Annotated in this window: 17 protein-coding genes; 2 read left to right on the top strand and 15 right to left on the bottom strand. The window is 42.8% G+C overall.

All coding sequences use genetic code 11. From position 1 onward, the window contains the following. Positions 1-43: 43 nt before the first annotated feature. From recN to FYJ75_RS01055, 10 genes are all read right to left on the bottom strand, one after another. A complete protein-coding gene (gene recN, locus FYJ75_RS01100; RefSeq protein WP_154427970.1) occupies positions 44-1,726 on the bottom strand; it encodes a DNA repair protein RecN in 1,683 nt (560 codons plus the stop codon). Positions 1,727-1,802: 76 nt separating this feature from the next. Next, positions 1,803-2,255, bottom strand: coding sequence for an arginine repressor (gene argR / locus FYJ75_RS01095; RefSeq protein ID WP_154427968.1), 453 nt, complete (start codon positions 2,253-2,255; stop codon positions 1,803-1,805). An 8-nt stretch (positions 2,256-2,263) separates the two neighbouring features. Beyond that, a complete protein-coding gene (locus FYJ75_RS01090) occupies positions 2,264-3,115 on the bottom strand; it encodes an NAD(+)/NADH kinase (RefSeq protein WP_154427966.1) in 852 nt (283 codons plus the stop codon). Positions 3,116-3,117: 2 nt separating this feature from the next. Next, positions 3,118-3,921 (bottom strand): TlyA family RNA methyltransferase, encoded by an 804-nt coding sequence (locus FYJ75_RS01085; protein ID WP_154427965.1) that lies wholly within the window; start codon positions 3,919-3,921, stop codon positions 3,118-3,120. Then, a complete protein-coding gene (dxs, locus tag FYJ75_RS01080; RefSeq protein WP_154427963.1) occupies positions 3,918-5,798 on the bottom strand; it encodes a 1-deoxy-D-xylulose-5-phosphate synthase in 1,881 nt (626 codons plus the stop codon). The genes FYJ75_RS01085 and dxs overlap by 4 nt, the downstream gene beginning before the upstream one ends. 27 nt (positions 5,799-5,825) lie before the next feature. Next, positions 5,826-6,722: a polyprenyl synthetase family protein gene (locus FYJ75_RS01075; protein WP_154427961.1), complete on the bottom strand. Its 897-nt coding sequence runs from the start codon at positions 6,720-6,722 to the stop codon at positions 5,826-5,828. Then, on the bottom strand, positions 6,722-6,934 hold the full coding sequence (gene xseB, locus FYJ75_RS01070; protein ID WP_154427959.1) for an exodeoxyribonuclease VII small subunit: 213 nt from the start codon (positions 6,932-6,934) through the stop codon (positions 6,722-6,724). Before xseB ends, FYJ75_RS01075 begins: the two co-directional genes overlap by 1 nt. Further along, positions 6,927-8,132 carry an exodeoxyribonuclease VII large subunit gene (gene xseA, locus FYJ75_RS01065; protein ID WP_154427957.1) on the bottom strand — a complete coding sequence of 402 codons (1,206 nt, stop codon included), beginning with the start codon at positions 8,130-8,132 and terminating at the stop codon, positions 6,927-6,929. The genes xseB and xseA overlap by 8 nt, the downstream gene beginning before the upstream one ends. Further along, positions 8,129-8,524 carry a transcription antitermination factor NusB gene (gene nusB / locus FYJ75_RS01060; protein ID WP_154427955.1) on the bottom strand — a complete coding sequence of 132 codons (396 nt, stop codon included), beginning with the start codon at positions 8,522-8,524 and terminating at the stop codon, positions 8,129-8,131. Before nusB ends, xseA begins: the two co-directional genes overlap by 4 nt. A gap of 109 nt (positions 8,525-8,633) precedes the next feature. Continuing rightward, positions 8,634-9,011 carry an Asp23/Gls24 family envelope stress response protein gene (locus FYJ75_RS01055; protein ID WP_154427953.1) on the bottom strand — a complete coding sequence of 126 codons (378 nt, stop codon included), beginning with the start codon at positions 9,009-9,011 and terminating at the stop codon, positions 8,634-8,636. Positions 9,012-9,168: 157 nt separating this feature from the next. On the opposite strand from FYJ75_RS01055, the gene FYJ75_RS01050 reads away from it, so the two are divergent. Beyond that, a complete protein-coding gene (locus FYJ75_RS01050; protein WP_154427951.1) occupies positions 9,169-10,134 on the top strand; it encodes a hypothetical protein in 966 nt (321 codons plus the stop codon). A 68-nt stretch (positions 10,135-10,202) separates the two neighbouring features. On the opposite strand, the gene metA is transcribed toward FYJ75_RS01050, so the two are convergent. The 4 genes from metA to FYJ75_RS01030 all read right to left on the bottom strand — a co-directional run bounded on the left by metA (position 10,203) and on the right by FYJ75_RS01030 (position 15,113). Then, entirely contained in the window at positions 10,203-11,135 is a 933-nt protein-coding gene (metA, locus tag FYJ75_RS01045; protein ID WP_154427949.1) for a homoserine O-acetyltransferase MetA, read from the bottom strand. 14 nt (positions 11,136-11,149) lie between these two features. Next, complete coding sequence (gene ligA / locus FYJ75_RS01040) at positions 11,150-13,141, bottom strand: NAD-dependent DNA ligase LigA (protein ID WP_154427947.1); 1,992 nt, start codon at positions 13,139-13,141, stop codon at positions 11,150-11,152. Continuing rightward, complete coding sequence (gene rluF, locus FYJ75_RS01035) at positions 13,089-13,901, bottom strand: 23S rRNA pseudouridine(2604) synthase RluF (protein WP_154427945.1); 813 nt, start codon at positions 13,899-13,901, stop codon at positions 13,089-13,091. The genes ligA and rluF overlap by 53 nt, the downstream gene beginning before the upstream one ends. 120 nt (positions 13,902-14,021) lie before the next feature. Continuing rightward, positions 14,022-15,113, bottom strand: coding sequence for an SH3 domain-containing protein (locus FYJ75_RS01030; protein ID WP_154427943.1), 1,092 nt, complete (start codon positions 15,111-15,113; stop codon positions 14,022-14,024). 348 nt (positions 15,114-15,461) lie between these two features. Between FYJ75_RS01030 and FYJ75_RS01025 the strand changes: the two genes are divergently transcribed. Further along, positions 15,462-16,493 carry a 3-deoxy-7-phosphoheptulonate synthase gene (locus tag FYJ75_RS01025; RefSeq protein ID WP_154427941.1) on the top strand — a complete coding sequence of 344 codons (1,032 nt, stop codon included), beginning with the start codon at positions 15,462-15,464 and terminating at the stop codon, positions 16,491-16,493. Here FYJ75_RS01025 and FYJ75_RS01020 read toward each other — a convergent pair. Next, positions 16,462-17,217 (bottom strand): tyrosine-type recombinase/integrase, encoded by a 756-nt coding sequence (locus tag FYJ75_RS01020; protein WP_154427939.1) that lies wholly within the window; start codon positions 17,215-17,217, stop codon positions 16,462-16,464. The genes FYJ75_RS01025 and FYJ75_RS01020 overlap by 32 nt on opposite strands. Positions 17,218-17,231 lie beyond the last annotated feature (14 nt).

Below are 17,231 nucleotides of genomic sequence, written 5' to 3'. Positions count from 1 at the left end.
AAAAAGGAGCTACGGACATTCGTAACTCCTTCTTTCTTATTTCTTATAAATCCACTTTTTTCTGATGTGCCATCTCTTTCATCTCACGGGCATTTTGAATAACGGTATCGGTAATTTCAACGCCACCAAGCATTCGTGCAAGTTCTTTTACCGATTGTTCCTGATCCAGCTTGTGGATTCTGGAATGTGTTGACTGGTTTTCAACAGACTTTTCAATCAGATAATGGCTGTCTGCCATTGCTGCGATCTGCGGCAAATGCGTAATACAGATAATCTGATGATTTTTTCCAAGCAGATTCATCTTTTCCGAAACCATCTGTGCCGTCCGTCCACTGATTCCACTGTCGATCTCATCAAAAATCAACGACTCAATCTCATCGGTTTCTGCCATAACGGTCTTGATTCCGAGCATAATACGTGACAATTCTCCTCCGGACACTACTTTTCCAAGCGGTTTTACCGTTTCTCCTGGATTCGTGGAGATCAAAAACTCCGGAGCATCGTATCCAGATGCCGTATAGTCCTCGGTCCGGTCAAACTTCATCTCAAACGTAACATCTAAAAAATTCAGATCCAGAAGTGCTCTGCGAATCGCTTTCGTGAGCGTTACCGCTTCTTTCTTTCTGATCTCAGATAATTCACTGCAGAACTGCTCAAGTTCTTCTTTGCTTTTCTTTAGTTCTCTCTCCATATCTGCAAGATACGAATCATAATCACTGAGCACCTGTATGCGTTTTTGTTTCTTCTCATACTCATTTAAGATCTCTGTAATTGTGTTACCGTATTTTGATTTGAGATGATTGATAAGATCCAGCCTTTTTTCAATCTGATAAAACGCCTCATCATCGAAATCCGCACCTGAAATATAGGAAGAAATCTCATGATTAAAGTCACTAAGCAGATTGTCAACTTCTGCAAGCTGCCCCTCGAGACCTGCAACCGCTTCATCATAAGAAGAAACTGCCGACAATTCCCGGACTGCACGTCCGATCATTTCGGAGGCATTCTCCATCTCTCCTCCGGTAATCGCATAGGCTCCGTTTACCCCTTCCATGATCTTCTTGCCATTGGAAAACCGGCGATACTGCTGTTCCAGTTCCTCATCTTCTCCATTATGAAGCTGAGCATCCTCGATCTCTTTTACTTCGTATTCCAGAAATGAAAGTTCTCTTTTCCGTTCTTCCGCATCCACATTCGAATGTTCCCACTCATCCTTCAAGGCACGATATCTGCGGTAAGCCTCTGCGGTCTTGTCCTTTTTATCACCAATCGCATCTTTGGCATAAGCATCCAGAATCTCTAAATGTTTTCGTTTGGATAACAGTGACTGATGTTCATGCTGTCCATGAATATCAATCAAAAGTGAAGCAATCTCCTTCATACGTGATACCGATACTGCTTCCCCATTCACACGACCAACGGCTCTTCCTGATGTGATCTTACGGCTTAAAATCACAGTTCCATCCTCCGGGTCAACATCCAGTGCTTTTAATTTTGCAATCGTATTCTCATTTTCCACATGGAAGATCAGTTCAACAAATGCAGTCTCTCCATTGTCTCTCAACATTTCTTTCGACACCTTCTCACCAAGGGCAAGATTGATCGAACCGATAATGATTGATTTACCAGCCCCTGTCTCTCCGGATAAAATGTTCAGACCATTGGTAAATTCTACCTCTGTCTCATCAATTAAAGCAAGATTTTTAACATGCAGATTTTGTAACATAGCCTCTCCTTCTACTCTCCCAATTCATGACCGTTTTACGAAAAATGCTGCCTGCATTCAGCCGCATATCATCCCACTACTGTTCTACAATTTTTCGAAGCTTTTTCATGATCGAAACCGTATCGTCCACTGTTCGGATCGCACACATAATGGTATCATCTCCTGCAATGGAACCAACAATCTCATGGATCTGCATTGCATCAATCGCTGCACACACAGCACTTGCCATTCCGGACACGGTTTTGATCACAAGAATATTCTGTGCCATATCCATTGATACAAATCCATCACGGAAAACGCGGACATATTTCTCCGACATATCCTCTCTCGCATCATTTAATGCAACATATTTCTGTCTTCCATTACTGAGTGCCACCTTAGTAAGCTTCATTTCTCGGATATCTCTGGAAACCGTCGCCTGTGTCACCTTATATCCTTCTTTCACCAGATACGCTGATAATTCTTCCTGGGTCTCAATGTCATTCTTCTGAATCAGTTCAAGTATCTTGGATTGTCTTCTTGTTTTCATAGTACCTCCTATGTATATGTTTCCATTTTTTTACGCAATATTTCCAAAAAACTCTTGTTACTCAGTTTGCATATTCTGGTAAAGTGGTGAGCCTGGGAAACTACAAATCTTTCCCCCACACAAAGCTTTTCCACGGAATCTCCATCAAAGCTGACCCCCGCCCGTTCATCCTTCTGTGATCTTCTTGGTCCTATCTCGATCTCGATCACGTCATCGGCTCCAAGTACAATACTCTTGGAATTCAGATTATGTGCATTGATCGGTGTCAAAAGAAGCATTTTCGCTTTCGGATCCACGATCGGTCCTCCGGCAGACATGTTATACCCGGTAGATCCGGTCGGAGTTGCAACAATCACACCATCCGCATGATAAGTTGTCAGCAGTTCTCCGTTAACATATACATTAAGGCTCAGAATGGAAAGATCTCCGGTCCGATGAATGACAATGTCATTCAAAGCCATCCTGCAATCGCTGTCTCCGGACTTGTGTCCCGTCAGCATCATACGTTCTTCCATCATATATTCATCATGCATAACACGATCGATTGCACTCATGACCGTTGACTCTTCCAGTTCGCATAAATACCCCAGAGTTCCGAGATTCACGCCGATCAGTGGGATCTGTCTGGACTCAACTTTTGTTGCGGCCCGTATCAGCGTTCCATCCCCGCCAAGAACAAAAATGCACTCGGTCTCTTCCGGGATCTCGTCAATTTCAAAATCACCCTCATCGGCACGCTCCACCTTGCTGACAAGAATCCTTGCCTGTCCGCCATGTGATACAATATAATCCACCATTTTTTTGCTCAATTTTAAATTTTCATCTTTATGTTCATTTGTGATCAGTACAAAATTGCGCATGATTATTTATCCAGTTCTCCATGTGCGGCTTCAACCACTTTATGCAGATCTACGGACTCCTCCTTCACTGGTTCGTCAGCTTTCTCAATATAGATCAGATATTCAATGTTTCCTTCCGGTCCCTTAATCGGCGAATATTCCAGATTATGGATTGAAAATCCATTGGAAAGGCAAAAATCTTCAATCTTCTGGATTACTTCCTCATGAACCTTCTTGTCTCTGACTACCCCTTTCTTTCCAACCTTCTCTCTTCCGGCTTCAAACTGAGGTTTGATCAGGCAGACCATCTGTCCATGATCGGTAAGAAGTGCTCTTGCTGGTCCAAGCACTTTTGTCAGCGATATAAAAGAAACATCCACGGAAGCAAAATCGAGTTTATCATCGATATCTTCCGGTGTCACATAACGGATATTTGTCTTCTCCATACACACGACTCTTGGGTCCTGTCTCAGTTTCCAGGCGAACTGTCCATATCCAACATCTACAGAATATACTTTTACCGCACCATTCTGAAGCATACAGTCTGTAAATCCCCCCGTCGAAGCTCCGATATCCATACATACTTTGCCTTCCAGTGTAATGCCAAAGTGTGTCATTGCCTTTTCTAACTTCAGCCCACCCCGGCTTACATATTTTAACGTTGTTCCGTGGATCTCAATTTTACAGTCATCCGGAAATGTTGATCCTGCTTTGTCTTCACGGTTATTATTTACAAATACATTCCCTTCCATAATCATGGTCTTCGCCTTCTCTCTGGAAGGCGCCAGTCCGCGATTGACTAATAAAATATCTAAACGTTCTTTCATACTTCTTCGTTCTCCTGTTTCTTGATCTCGTCCATGACCCGGCGATAAACGGTGTCCGCATCAATTCCAACTTCCTGTTTCAGTAATTCTACGTTGCCATGTTCGACATAACAGTCAGGAATCGAAATATTTACAACATTCATTGGAAGTTCTTCCTCCAGAATAAAGCTTTCCACATGCTCTCCAAATCCGCCGCTTCTTACATTTTCTTCCATCGTCACAAAAATGGAATGTTTTTCTGCCATCTCACGGATACACTCCCGGTCAAACGGCATTGCAAACCTTGCATTGATTAAAGTACATGAAACACCCTGCTCTTTCAGTCTGTTTCGAACCTGTTCCGCAATCCTGACCATATTTCCGAGTGCGAAAAGAACCACGCCCTTCTCCAGATAGATAATCTCACTCCGGCCATAAGCGACCGGTGCTCTGTAATCACGCAGTCCGTCATAAGCCTCGCCACGCGGATACCGTACTGCAATCGGAGCGTCAAATGCAATTGCATATTTTATCATATCAGATAATTCCCATTTATTTTTCGGAGCCATCACCGTCATATTCGGTATCGTCGACAGATAAGACAGATCAAAGATTCCCTGATGCGTTTCTCCGTCACTTCCAACTAAGCCAGCCCGGTCAATTGCAAAAACGACCGGAAGATTCTGAATACACACATCATGCAATATCTGATCGTACGCTCTCTGAAGGAAAGACGAATACACCGCAAAAACCGGTTTTAGGCCAGCTTTTGCGAGACCGGCTGCAAATGTAACCGCATGCTGTTCTGCAATGCCCACATCAAAGAAACGTTCCGGATACACATTGTGGAAACGTTTTAGTCCGGTTCCGTCTGCCATCGCTGCTGTGATTGCAACAACCTTCGGATCTCTTTCTCCCATCTTCTTCATAACCGTTGAAAAAATATCCGTATAATTGGCTTTTGTTCTTGGTTTGGAAGGAAGTCCTGTTGCAATGTCAAATGGCTCTGCCCCGTGAAATCTTGCCGGATGTCTTTCTGCTGGTGAATATCCGGCGCCCTTCTTCGTAAGCACATGCACGATCACTGCACCGTCGACACGTTTTGCTTCGGCAAAAGTCTTGCACATCGCCTGGATATCATTTCCATCTACGGGTCCAAGATAAATAAGCCCCATTTCTTCAAATAACATTCCAGGAATGAACAGCTGTTTGATTCCGCTCTTTGTCCTGCGAATCCGTTTTACAACACGTTCTCCATACACCGGAATCTTATTTAAGGAATTCATAATGCCGTTTTTCAGATCACGATATGCATCTGCGGTTCTGAACTCTCCAAGATACTTGCTCATTCCACCAACATTTTCGGAAATCGACATGTTATTGTCATTCAATACAATAATGAAGTTGGATTTCAGCAATGCTGCATTATTCATTGCTTCATATGCCATTCCACCTGTCAGGGATCCATCTCCGATCACGGACACAACCGAGTAATCTTCTCCTGTAATGTCCCTTGCCGCTGCAAGACCAAGTCCGGCTGAAATAGAAGTGGAACTGTGGCCGGTGTTAAAACAGTCACATGGGCTCTCACAGGTCTTTGGAAAGCCGCTCATTCCACCGTATTGTCTTAAATTTTCAAAGCCTTCTTTGCGCCCTGTTAGTATTTTATGTGTATAAGACTGATGTCCGACATCCCAGATAATCTTGTCCTTCGGAAGATCAAATGATAAATGCAGGGCCATGGTAAGCTCCACAACACCAAGATTGGATGCAAGATGACCTCCAGTCTTCGAAATGCTTTTTATTAAAAAAGCCCGGATCTCCCGCCGCAGCTGATCTAATTCTTCAGTTGTCAGCTTCTTTATATCATTTTCTTTTTGAATTTTATCTAATACCATATCCAATACCTCATGGTAATGTCCTCTTTATTTATTGCGATGGATCAGATAGATGAACAATTCCTGTAAAAATTCATCTTTCTTCTGGAACGAAGAAAGTGCCTCCACCGCTTCCTCTGAAAGTTTCTTCACATCTTCTTTGGACTTCTCGATTCCTTCAAAAGTAACGTAAGTTGCCTTATTGTTCTTCTCATCGCTTCCAATTGGCTTGCCAAGCACCTCTAATGTACTTGTTACATCCAGAATGTCATCCTGAATCTGAAACGCAAGTCCAACCCTGGCAGCAACCTCTTCTAATCTTGCTGCTTCTTCTTCCGAAGCACCTGCAAGAATAGCTCCGACACTCATTGCTGCTTCCATCAAAGCACCTGTCTTCAGGTGGTAAATAAAATTCAGTTTTTCCCGGGTGATCGTCTCATCCGGTTTCTTTTCCGATTCCACATCCACAACCTGGCCGCCGACCATACCGTAAATTCCAGATTTGACTGCAAGCTTGCGAAGTGCGCGTCCAACAGCCGGATTCCCAGGTTCTATTTCAAATGCCAGTGTTGCAGTTTCAAATGCATAATTTAAAAGTGCATCTCCTGCAAGGATTCCCATGGCTTCTCCATATACCGCATGCGTCGTCTTCTTTCCTCTGCGGTATTCATCATTGTCCATTGCAGGAAGATCATCGTGAACCAGCGAATATGTGTGGATCATCTCGATCGCTGCCATAAACGGCTCGATCACTCTGGATGTTCCGCCAAACATATGGTACGTTTCTTCCATCATCATCGGACGAAGTCTTTTTCCACCTGCAAGAATGCTGTAATTCATCGCTTCGAGAATGGTCTTTTGAAATCCTTCTTCTTTTGGAAGATACTGTCTGATGATCTCTTCAATATGCGTTACCCTTGTTGCAATTTTCTGTTCGATATCCATTAGAATTCCTCCAGTTCTCCATCCTCATTCAGAACAAGCATTGCCTTTTCCATCTGATCCAGCATTGCATTACATGCCTTCACCTGCTCAACACCTGATTTATATAATTCAAATGACTGATCCAATGTCACACCGCTTTCTTCCATTTTCTCAAGAATGTCTTCCAGACATTCAAAACGTTCTTCCAGTGTCATCTTATTCTCTTCACTCATTCTTAACAACCTCCGAAACTACGGCTTTCACGGTTCCATCCAGCAAATGTACCGCAATCGCATCCGATGTTTTCACATCATCGCTGTGAAGCAGGGCTTTTCCTTCCGGTCCTTCCACATAAGCATAACCGTTTCCCAGCTTTTTCATTGGCGAATACGCATCCAATGTTCCCGCAAGAAGCATCAGCTTGTGTTTCTTATCTTTGATCTGGCGCTCCATTTGCGCAGACAGCTTTTCCTCATACTCCAGTGTACGTCTGCGTTTCTCATTCAGCTGATTCATCGGACTCAGATAACGTAATCTTGTCTGATCATGTAACAGTTTCTGTCTTGAAAATGCAATTTTCTGTCGCAGAAGCTGCTCCATACGCTGCTTTTGGGACTGGATCTCTGCAGCTGCCTGTTTTCTGTCAAACACTGCCAGTTCCGCAGCAGCCGACGGAGTTGGTGCTCTAAGATCTGCCACAAAATCTGCAATTGTCCAATCTGTTTCATGACCAACTGCTGAGATCACCGGTATGCGGCATTCGAATATCGCCCGTGCAACAATCTCTTCATTAAATGCCCAGAGATCTTCAATTGATCCACCTCCACGTCCAACTATGATCGTGTCAACGCCCAACTGTTCTAACGCACGAATTCCATTTACAATGCTTTCTGCTGCTCCGTCTCCCTGAACAAGCGCAGGGTACAAAATCAACTGAACTCCTGGATTCCTTCTCGATGCAATATTGCGGATATCCTGAATCGCTGCACCTGTCGGAGCCGTCACAATTCCAAGTGTGCGGATATATTTTGGAATTGGAAGTTTGTACTCCTGTGCAAACATTCCCATCTCCTCAAGTTCCCGTTTCAGTGCTTCAAACTTTAAATATAAATTCCCCGCACCATCCAGTTCGATCTCCCTCGCATAGATCTGATATTTGCCATCACGCTCATACACTTCGACCGAACCTGTCACGATCACCTTGTCGCCCTCTTTCATTGTGAACTTCAGTCCACGCCGGTTTCCTGCAAACATAATCGCATTCATAGTGCCCTGGGCATCTTTGATCGTAAAATAAATATGCCCGGTGGAATGGTATTTGCAATTCGACACCTCTCCCTTTATGCTGATATGATGCAGCATAAAATCCTGGGCAAACATATTCTTAATGTAATTATTTACCTGTCCTACGGAATAAACGTTCTTATTCATGCAAATTTAGCCAGCACACCATTGATAAATGCAGGAGACTCATCGGTTCCATACTTCTTGGCAAGCTCAATTGCTTCATTGATCGCTACTTTTGTCGGAATATCCTCCTCATAGCGGATCTCATAAACTGCAAGACGGATCAGGCTGAGATCTACCTTACCCATACGGGTCGTCTTCCAGCCCTTTGTCACTTCATTGATGGCATTGTCAATCTCGGTCAGATGTCCAAGAATATCTTCACATTTGCCTGTAATATATGTCTGTTCTTTCTCTGACATATTCTCGATCTCATCCGAAATACCGGAAATCTGGTCTTTCATTTCCTCCGATGGATGAAATTCTGCACGAAATAATATTTTAAATACATTCTCTCTCTGTTCTCTTCTGGTCATAACTGATTCCTCTCTGTCTATAAAATAAACTCTGAATTGTATTCGAAAAAATTAAGGATGTCTATAAGACATCCTTAATTATACTACAATTCCAGATAATAAAAAAGCACTATTTATCGCTGCTCATGTCGACCGTTGCAATACGTACATTCACAACAGCAACATTGAGTCCTGTCATATTCTCAATTGCGCTCTTGACACGATCCTGAACTTTCTTGGAAACTTCCGGAATACTGTATCCGTATGCAATATTGATTGCTACGTCAACTTTCACCTCATTGTCAAGCACTTCTACAAAAATCCCCTTGGAGAGATTCTTCATTCCAAGCTTGCTGACAATCTCATTTGTGATGTTACCAGCCATAGAACTTACGCCTTCTACTTCTGTTGCTGCAAGTCCTGCAATGATAGCCACTACTTCGTCTGCAATCTTAACTTCGCCTAAATGATCTTCTTTTATCTTAAAAGTCTTTCTACTATCAGCCATGTATATGCCTCCTCGGTAATTTTCTTCACTTATTATAACAGACTATCATCTTTTTGGAAACAATATTTTGCAATTTCTTATTCAGTACCAAAGTCTTATTGTAATTTTTTTCATAATTCTATACGCTTATGTCTATGTTTGTAAAAAGGAGATTGTTATGAAAAGAAAATTATTATGTACAATACTGTGTGTTACCTTAACTCTCAGTCTGGCAGCCTGTGGTAACTCAGAAAAAACAGCCACACCAAAAGATTCCTCAAAAGAATCCGTTAGTTCCGGCAAAGATCAGGCCGAAGAATCCGAATCTGAAGAAACTGAATCAAAGGATGATGACAGAAACCTATCACTGATTCTGAATATGGAGACCTCTTCCGATGACGTACTCCCAGATTCAGGAAATGCGCAGCTGTTTTCAGACCGGCAGACACTGCCGATCGACCTTAATAATCTTATGAACTATCAGGTAAGTTCTGGTGAAAAATCAGAGGAGGGTGGATTCTTAACAGAGCCTTTCTCTCAAAAAATTGCAGAAAACACCAAATCCGATTCCCGCGAATCAACTGAACCGTTATATACAGAAGACACTACTTCAACAACAAATGGTACCCTGGTCCACTCTCTCTACTATAACAAAGAGGGCGAAACCGAGCGTACCTTAAAAGAAGCTCTTGATCAGGGTCTGTGGTATATTGAAGAAAGATATCCGGATTATGACACCTTTGGACTTACCGATGAGGAAGGACTTAAGAAAAAGAACGCACTCAACCTTGAGAAAAAAGAAGATGTCTGCATCCGCGAATTATATGATGAATTCGGTGCGCCAAACTATATATGGTTCTTTAAAGGTGACGATAAAACGGTAAGTGACTATCTGGAGAAATTAAAGCATCCGGAAACGAACGACAACAACGTAAATGTTGCATCATACTGCATCGGATGGAAATTTAAAGATTATTCCGTATCTGCATATGTTTTTGAATGTTCTGGTGTTAAAAAAGAGTCCAACGAATATTACGATTATGTCAGCGAGTTTTCTGTGCGCTATATGCCTAACACTTACGAAACTCTCGAAGAATGTTATGGTGAAAATATGATGGCTGACTTTATAAAAGCAACAAAATAAAAGCCAAACATCTTTCCCATACAAAATGCCCCCTGTCATGTCTGACAGAGGGCATTTTATACATCCTCTTATTTTCCAATAATTTCAGCCGTATTGATAAATGAGTACGGTGTAGTCTGGTAGACGTAATAATTAAGCCAGTTGGAATACAGGATGTTTCCGTGGGAACGCCACTGAAGGCTTGGGCGCCTGGTGTCGTCATTGTCCGGATAATAATTTACCGGCATCTCGATTGGAAGACCTTTTTCCTTGTCTCTCTTATACTCATTATGTAAAGTATAACGATCATACTCCGGATGACCCATAACAAATATCTGCCTTCCATCCTTTGCAATCACAAGAAACACCCCTGCTTCTTCCGATTCTGCAAGGATTGTCAGATCTTCAATCTTCTCAATATCCTCTTTCCGCACTTCGGTGTGTCTGGAATGCGGAGCCCAGAAATAATCATCAAATCCTCTGACAAGCGGGATCTTACGGTTCATCACATGATGCTTATATACTCCAAACATCTTCTTTTCCAGCATATGTTTCGGAATTCCATAATGGTAATAAAGTCCAGCCTGCGCGCCCCAGCAAAGATGCAATGTTGATGTCACATGCGTTTTGGACCATTCCATGATCGAACAGATCTCTTCCCAGTAATCAACCTCTTCATATTGCATCTGCTCCACCGGTGCTCCGGTGATGATCAATCCATCAAAATTCTGATAACGGATATCCTCAAATGTTACATAAAATTTATTCAGATGACTGAGTGATGTATGTGTAGATTCATGCGATGAAAGTGCCACAAATGATACATCCACCTGCAATGGTGAATTGGAAAGAGAACGCAAAATCTGAAGTTCTGTATCCTCCTTAAGCGGCATCAGATTCACGATTGCAATGCTGATCGGTCGAATATCCTGATGCGATGCCCTGCTCTCATCCATTACAAATATATTTTCATGTTCCAGAATCTCCTTGGCCGGGAGATCACTTTGTGTTCTGATTGGCATTTTTGTTCCTCCATTTATTCCCCGAACAATTCAAGAAACTGATCTTCCGATATGATCGGTACGCCAAGTTCCTTTGCTTTTCGGTTCTTCGAAGATGTCGATTCCACATCATTGTTCACCAGGTATCCGGTCTTTTTCGAGACTGAACCTGCAACTTTTCCGCCTTGTGCTTCCACATATGCTTTAAATTCATCCCGGTTCTTATAATGATGTACATCCCCTGTAATTACGAACGTAATTCCTTTACATTTTCCATTTTCCTGATCCGGCTGTATCGTCTTCTCCAGTCTGATCTCTGGAAGCATTTTTTCCAATGTTTCCCTGTTCTTCGGATTCTCATACCACTTAAGAATCGAATTGGATTTCTCGAGACCGATTCCTTCAATGTCCTCAAATTCGTTTCCTTCCCGCAGTCTCCGGTAAAACTCATCAAACCCAAGCGTATGAACAATCTTTTTTGCTGCATCTGTTCCAATCATTGGAATGCAGAGTGCATAAATAAAATTCACTGGATTCACATCGCGGCTTTTTTCAATTGCCTGCTGCATATTCTCTACCGACTTTTCTCCGAAGCCGTCTTTCTGACGGATTTCATCAAAATGCCGGTCCAGATGATACAGATCTGCAAAATCCAGAATATAACCATCATTAATAAACTTTACCATTGTTTGTGCGGAAAGTCCATCGATATCCATGGCATTTTTGCTGACAAAACGGGTAAATTTTCTCACGTGTTTTGCTGTACAGTCCGGGTTCGTACAGTGGAGTGTTTTGGTTCCACTGTTTAAGCTGACATGGATACTCGTCTTTGCATGGCAGACCGGACATTCCTGCGGAATCTCCACTTCACCTTTCGCATCCTTCACACCAATGCATTTTGGAATAATCTTATTTGCCTTGATAACCTCTAACGTACATTCCTTTCCCACTCCAAGCCGTTCAATCTCGCTCAGATTGCAGAGCGACGCACGCGATACAGTCGTACCCTCAATCTGCACGGGTTCAAACACTGCAACCGGAGAAATCGTTGATACAGCACAGGACCATTCAATATAACAAAGCTTTGTCTCTACCGATTCATCCTGCCATTTAAACGCATATCCGGCGCGGGTTGCATGATGTCCCGTAACACTTCCGGTCGCAGCATACGCTGTATCATCATAGCAGATTACAAGCCCGTCCACCGGGATGTCCATCTCTCCGCTTTCCACCCGCTTTGTCCATTTTTCTACAAGTTCAGGAAGCGTATCTGCCGTTGCTGCCTCATGGTCGACCACCGTAAACTTCATTTTCTTTAAAAAGTCCATCCGTTCTCCCCAGGAGACGATCTCATCATCAATGTGCACCAGTGTAAACGCATTAAAATGTACATGTCTTGCCCTGACTTCATTCGGATCTTCCAGATTCAGTGTTCCGGAAGCGAGGTTTCTTGGATTCGCATATTTTTCATCATCATCTTCAATCATGTCGTTAATCTGTGCAAAATCCGTATAGGAAATCGTTGCTTCTCCACGGACAACCATATGCCCCGTGTAATCAATTTTTAATGGGAAGCCTTTGATCGCATTTTTCAAAAATGTAATATTCGTTCCAACCGTTCCATTTCCTCTGGTCAGTATCTTGGTAAGCTTTCCATCATCGTATGTCAGCACAAGTGTCAGACCGTCCAGTTTCCAGGAGAGCCATATTGGCTTATCTTCTGCCCATTTCTGAAGTTCTGATACCTGTTTTGTCTTAGCCAGGGAAAGTGCCGGATATTCGTGGGCTTCTTTTTCTCCCCCCGCCTCTTCGTATCCGGCGTTCTGTGTCGGGCTTTCTGGCATTACGTATCCGGTCTCTTTTTCAAGCATCTGCAGTTCGTCAAACATCTGATCCCATTCATAGTTTGACATGATCTCATCCTGACCATTATAGTATGCCTGAGATGCCTGATTCAGTGCAGCTACCAGTTCTTCAATTCTTTTTCTTGTATCGTTCTGATCTGTTACGTTCTGATTGCTTTCCATGTTCCTTTTTCCCCTCTGCTATTATTCGTGTTCTCGGATCATTATAGGAATCCTGTATCAGTTCCTGAAGCTTTTGATATTCTTCCGGTGTCACATCACGGTATGTTCCAACCGGAAGGTCTCCCAGTTCAATATTCATAATCCTTACTCTGACCAGCTTCTCCACACGATATCCAAAATATTCACACATTCTGCGGATCTGCCGGTTCAGTCCCTGTGTAAGTATGATACGAAACTGCCGCTTTCCAGTCTTTTCAACTTTGCATTTGCGTGTCTGCGTACCAAGTTCCACAAGTGGGACTCCACCTGCCATTCCCCGGATAAAACTGTCTGTCACCGGTTTATTTACGGTTACAAGATATTCCTTTTCATGACGGTTTCCGGCCCGCATGATCTTATTTACGATCTCTCCATTATTTGTCATAAGAAGAAGGCCTTCCGAATCTTTGTCCAGCCGTCCCACCGGATAAATTCTTTTCGGATACTTCAGATAATCGATCACATTGTTTTTTTCGCGCTTCTCTGCTGTACATACAATTCCAACCGGCTTGTGAAATGCAAGCAGAATCATTTCCTGCTCTTTGGATATGGGTTTTCCGCAGTAACATACGGTCTGTCCTTCAAGTACTCTTGCACCTGTTTCTGCTGTTTTTCCGTCAATGGAAACATTTCCAAGTTCTACCTGGCGGTCAGCTTCCCGTCTTGAACAAACACCTGCTTCACTTAAATATTTATTGATTCGGATTCCGTTCTCCTGCATTCTGGCTTTCCTCTCCATTTTCTATACTAAGAGAAGCTGCCGAACTAAGCACCATGGGATAAATCGTGGTTGTCTTAGCGCGACAGCTCCTTTCTGCCAGTATCCTGACTTTATTTGCATTTAGTTTGTAACATCCTGAACAAACTCTGTTTTGATGTAAGCTGGTGTTCCATTATAATCAATCTGTGTCCAGTCGCCATCAGTTCCAAGTTTGGTATATGTCTCACCCTGATTAGCCTTTGCCACAAATCCACCATCTACGCTCGGAGTCTCACGCACACTGACGTCTGTTGCGGTAACCTGTACTGCTGTTGCCTGTGGAGTCTCCTGTTGCTGTTCCGGCTGCTGCTCGGCGCTTTCTGAATTCTGCTCCGGCTGCTGTTCGGTTCCCTGTTCCGTGGTCTGTTCGGTTGTCTGCTCAGTTCCAGACTCCGTATCCTGTGTATCCTCCGTGTCTAAAGTAGATACCCACTGGCTCATAGCGGTAGGAATTGTTGATGTCAGCATAGTTGCAAGGTTCGCATCTCCTGCCACTGCAGCGTTATATGCATCCTCAACCTGTTTCTGTAAAACTACAACATCATCCTGCTGCTCATATTTCAAAATAACAGAATAAACATTCGTATCTAACTCATTCTCTCCTCTTCCAAGATTGTAAGAGCTGTATAAGTTATTAATATAGAGTTCTCCGTCATCATTGGTCTCTACATAGTAGAATTCCAATCCAGGAGCAACGGTGTCCACTCCGTAAAATTTCAGGTCATAAGATACTGATACAAGATAGGATCCTTTGGATAATCCAGCTTTGGAATAGCATTTTACATTCTGATATGCCTCAATATACTGGCTGAACACTCCGATATAGCTCTTCTCATTATCCGACATCGGAACTGCAAGCTTTGTAAGTGTATCAAGATCATCTGCTGCATAAGCGGTCAGATAATTGCTGATCAGTGTACTGAGTTCTTCATTGGAGTCCTCCTCAAATTCAGAATCCAGTTCAAAAGTTGACGCAACGTTTGCTTCTGTCGCCTCTGTATCTCCCGCTTTCTTATTGCCGGAAGTATTTACGAATTTAGCAAGGATCACCACTACAATAACCAGCAGAACCACTGCTGCAACATAGCGTTTATTCTTCTCCCAGAAAGCAACGAATTTATCATAATTATCTTCACCAAGTAATTTTTTTATTTTATCTGTCAATGACTGCATAATTTCCTCCTTCATTTGACCTGTCTTCTATAATAAATCAATATCTGCAAATACAAAAAACATGGCAAAACACCTACTATCCCCTAAGTTTCAATGTTTTGCCATCTACTTAAATGCACCCGGCGGGAATCGAACCCGCATCCCAGGAGTCGGAGTCCTGTGTTCTATCCATTATACTACGGCTGCCGCTAACTTGTTTAGTGTAACAAAAGCCTTTGAAAAAGTCAACCTTCGAACACCAGTGTTATATAATGTTTTTTTATATCATCTATAAATGTTATAAATTTGACAATCTTTCTAAAGTCGATTAAGATAGCAACTAAGTACAATTAGGATAAGGAGTAAGCTATGAGTTTCACATTTTTAAACAAACTGCCAAGCCCTTCTGAAATCAAGGAACGTTTTCCACTTTCACCAGAGCTTGCCGCATTAAAAAAAGAAAGAGATCAGATGATCACAGATATTATTACCGGAAAGGATGACCGTTTTCTCCTGATCATAGGACCTTGTTCCGCTGATAAAGAAGATTCTGTTTGCGATTATGTCAGCCGCCTGACCAAAATCCAGGAGGATGTTAAAGATCAGCTTGTCATCGTACCTCGTGTATATACCAACAAACCGCGTACCACCGGTGAAGGCTATAAAGGTATCGCTTCCCAGCCAGATCCTGAAAAAGCACCGGACATGATCGAAGGACTGATCGCAATGCGTAAGATGCACATCCGCGCGATCGAAGAAAGCGGACTGACATGTGCAGATGAAATGCTCTATCCGGAAAACTGGGGATATGTAGAAGATCTTCTCTCTTATGTTGCCATCGGTGCACGTTCTGTAGAGGATCAGCAGCACCGTCTTACTGTAAGCGGTTTTGATGTTGCTTCCGGAATGAAGAACCCTACAAGTGGTGATTTTTCCGTTATGTTAAATTCCGTTTATGCAGCCCAGCATCCACATCATTTCGTATATCGTGGTTTTGAAGTTGAGACTCCTGGCAACCCACTGACACACGTTGTTTTACGTGGCGCTGTCAGCAAACATGGAAATACAACTCAGAATTACCATTATGAAGATCTGATCCGTCTGCATGATATGTACGAAAAAATGGATCTGATCAATCCGGCTGCAATCATCGACTGCAACCACTCAAACTCCGGAAAGAAATTCAAAGAACAGATCCGTATCGCAAAAGAGGTTATGCACAACCGTAAGTTATCTTCCGATATCCATACCCTCGTAAAAGGTCTCATGATCGAAAGTTACATTGAAGAAGGCAACCAGCCAATCGGAAATCATGTATACGGTAAATCCATCACAGATCCTTGTCTTGGATGGGAAGATACAAAGGCTCTTATTTACGATATTGCTGAGATGAATGCCTAAGCGTATATGGTGTGATCTCCGTCTGGATTCCGGCCTGCTCACCATAATATTTGATTAATTTCCAGAATCCCTGCCTGCTCATGCGTTTTCCTGAGCGGTTTGTAAAAAGCCATGGACATGTATTATCTGTAACAAATGCCGGACGTGCATAAGTCAGATAACGTTCCATGGCTTTTTTTGTTGCACGGTCAAACGGAAGCACTTTTTCTCTGTGCGAATCTCTGCACACCACGTATTCCATCTGCATATTCACATCTTCCAGTTTCAGCTGCATCAATTCTTCCACTTTCATCCCGGTTGCACATAAAAGGCAGAGCATGCTCCTGTCCCGTAATTCCTTTGGAGACGTGCCATCAATCTGTTCAAACAGACGATCCAGTTCATCCGCCGACAAAACCGCAGCTTCCTTTTTCTCGATTTTTGGAGCTTTCAAGTCCTCAGCAGGATCATCTTCTTTTAATTTTCTTCTCTCGCAAAAATGAAAAAACGCTTTCATCGCTGCAATATTTCTCGAAATCGTTGATGCCTTCATTCCTTCTTTCTCGAGTTCCAGAACGTACGATGTCAGACGTATCTGTGTCACCTGAGACAATTCACGACATCCATTTGCCTGCAGATAGTCTACCATTTTATTCAGATCGCGCTCATAAGAAATCACTGTATTATGCGATGCCTGTTTTTCAATTGTCAGATATTCCACGAACAGCTCCAATTCTTTTGTCATAGGTACCTCTTTTC

Source organism: Roseburia porci (genome assembly GCF_009695765.1).
Lineage (GTDB): Bacteria > Bacillota > Clostridia > Lachnospirales > Lachnospiraceae > Roseburia > Roseburia porci.
The sequence above is the reverse complement of the archived record's forward strand: the minus strand, read 5'-3'. Positions and strand labels throughout refer to the sequence as shown.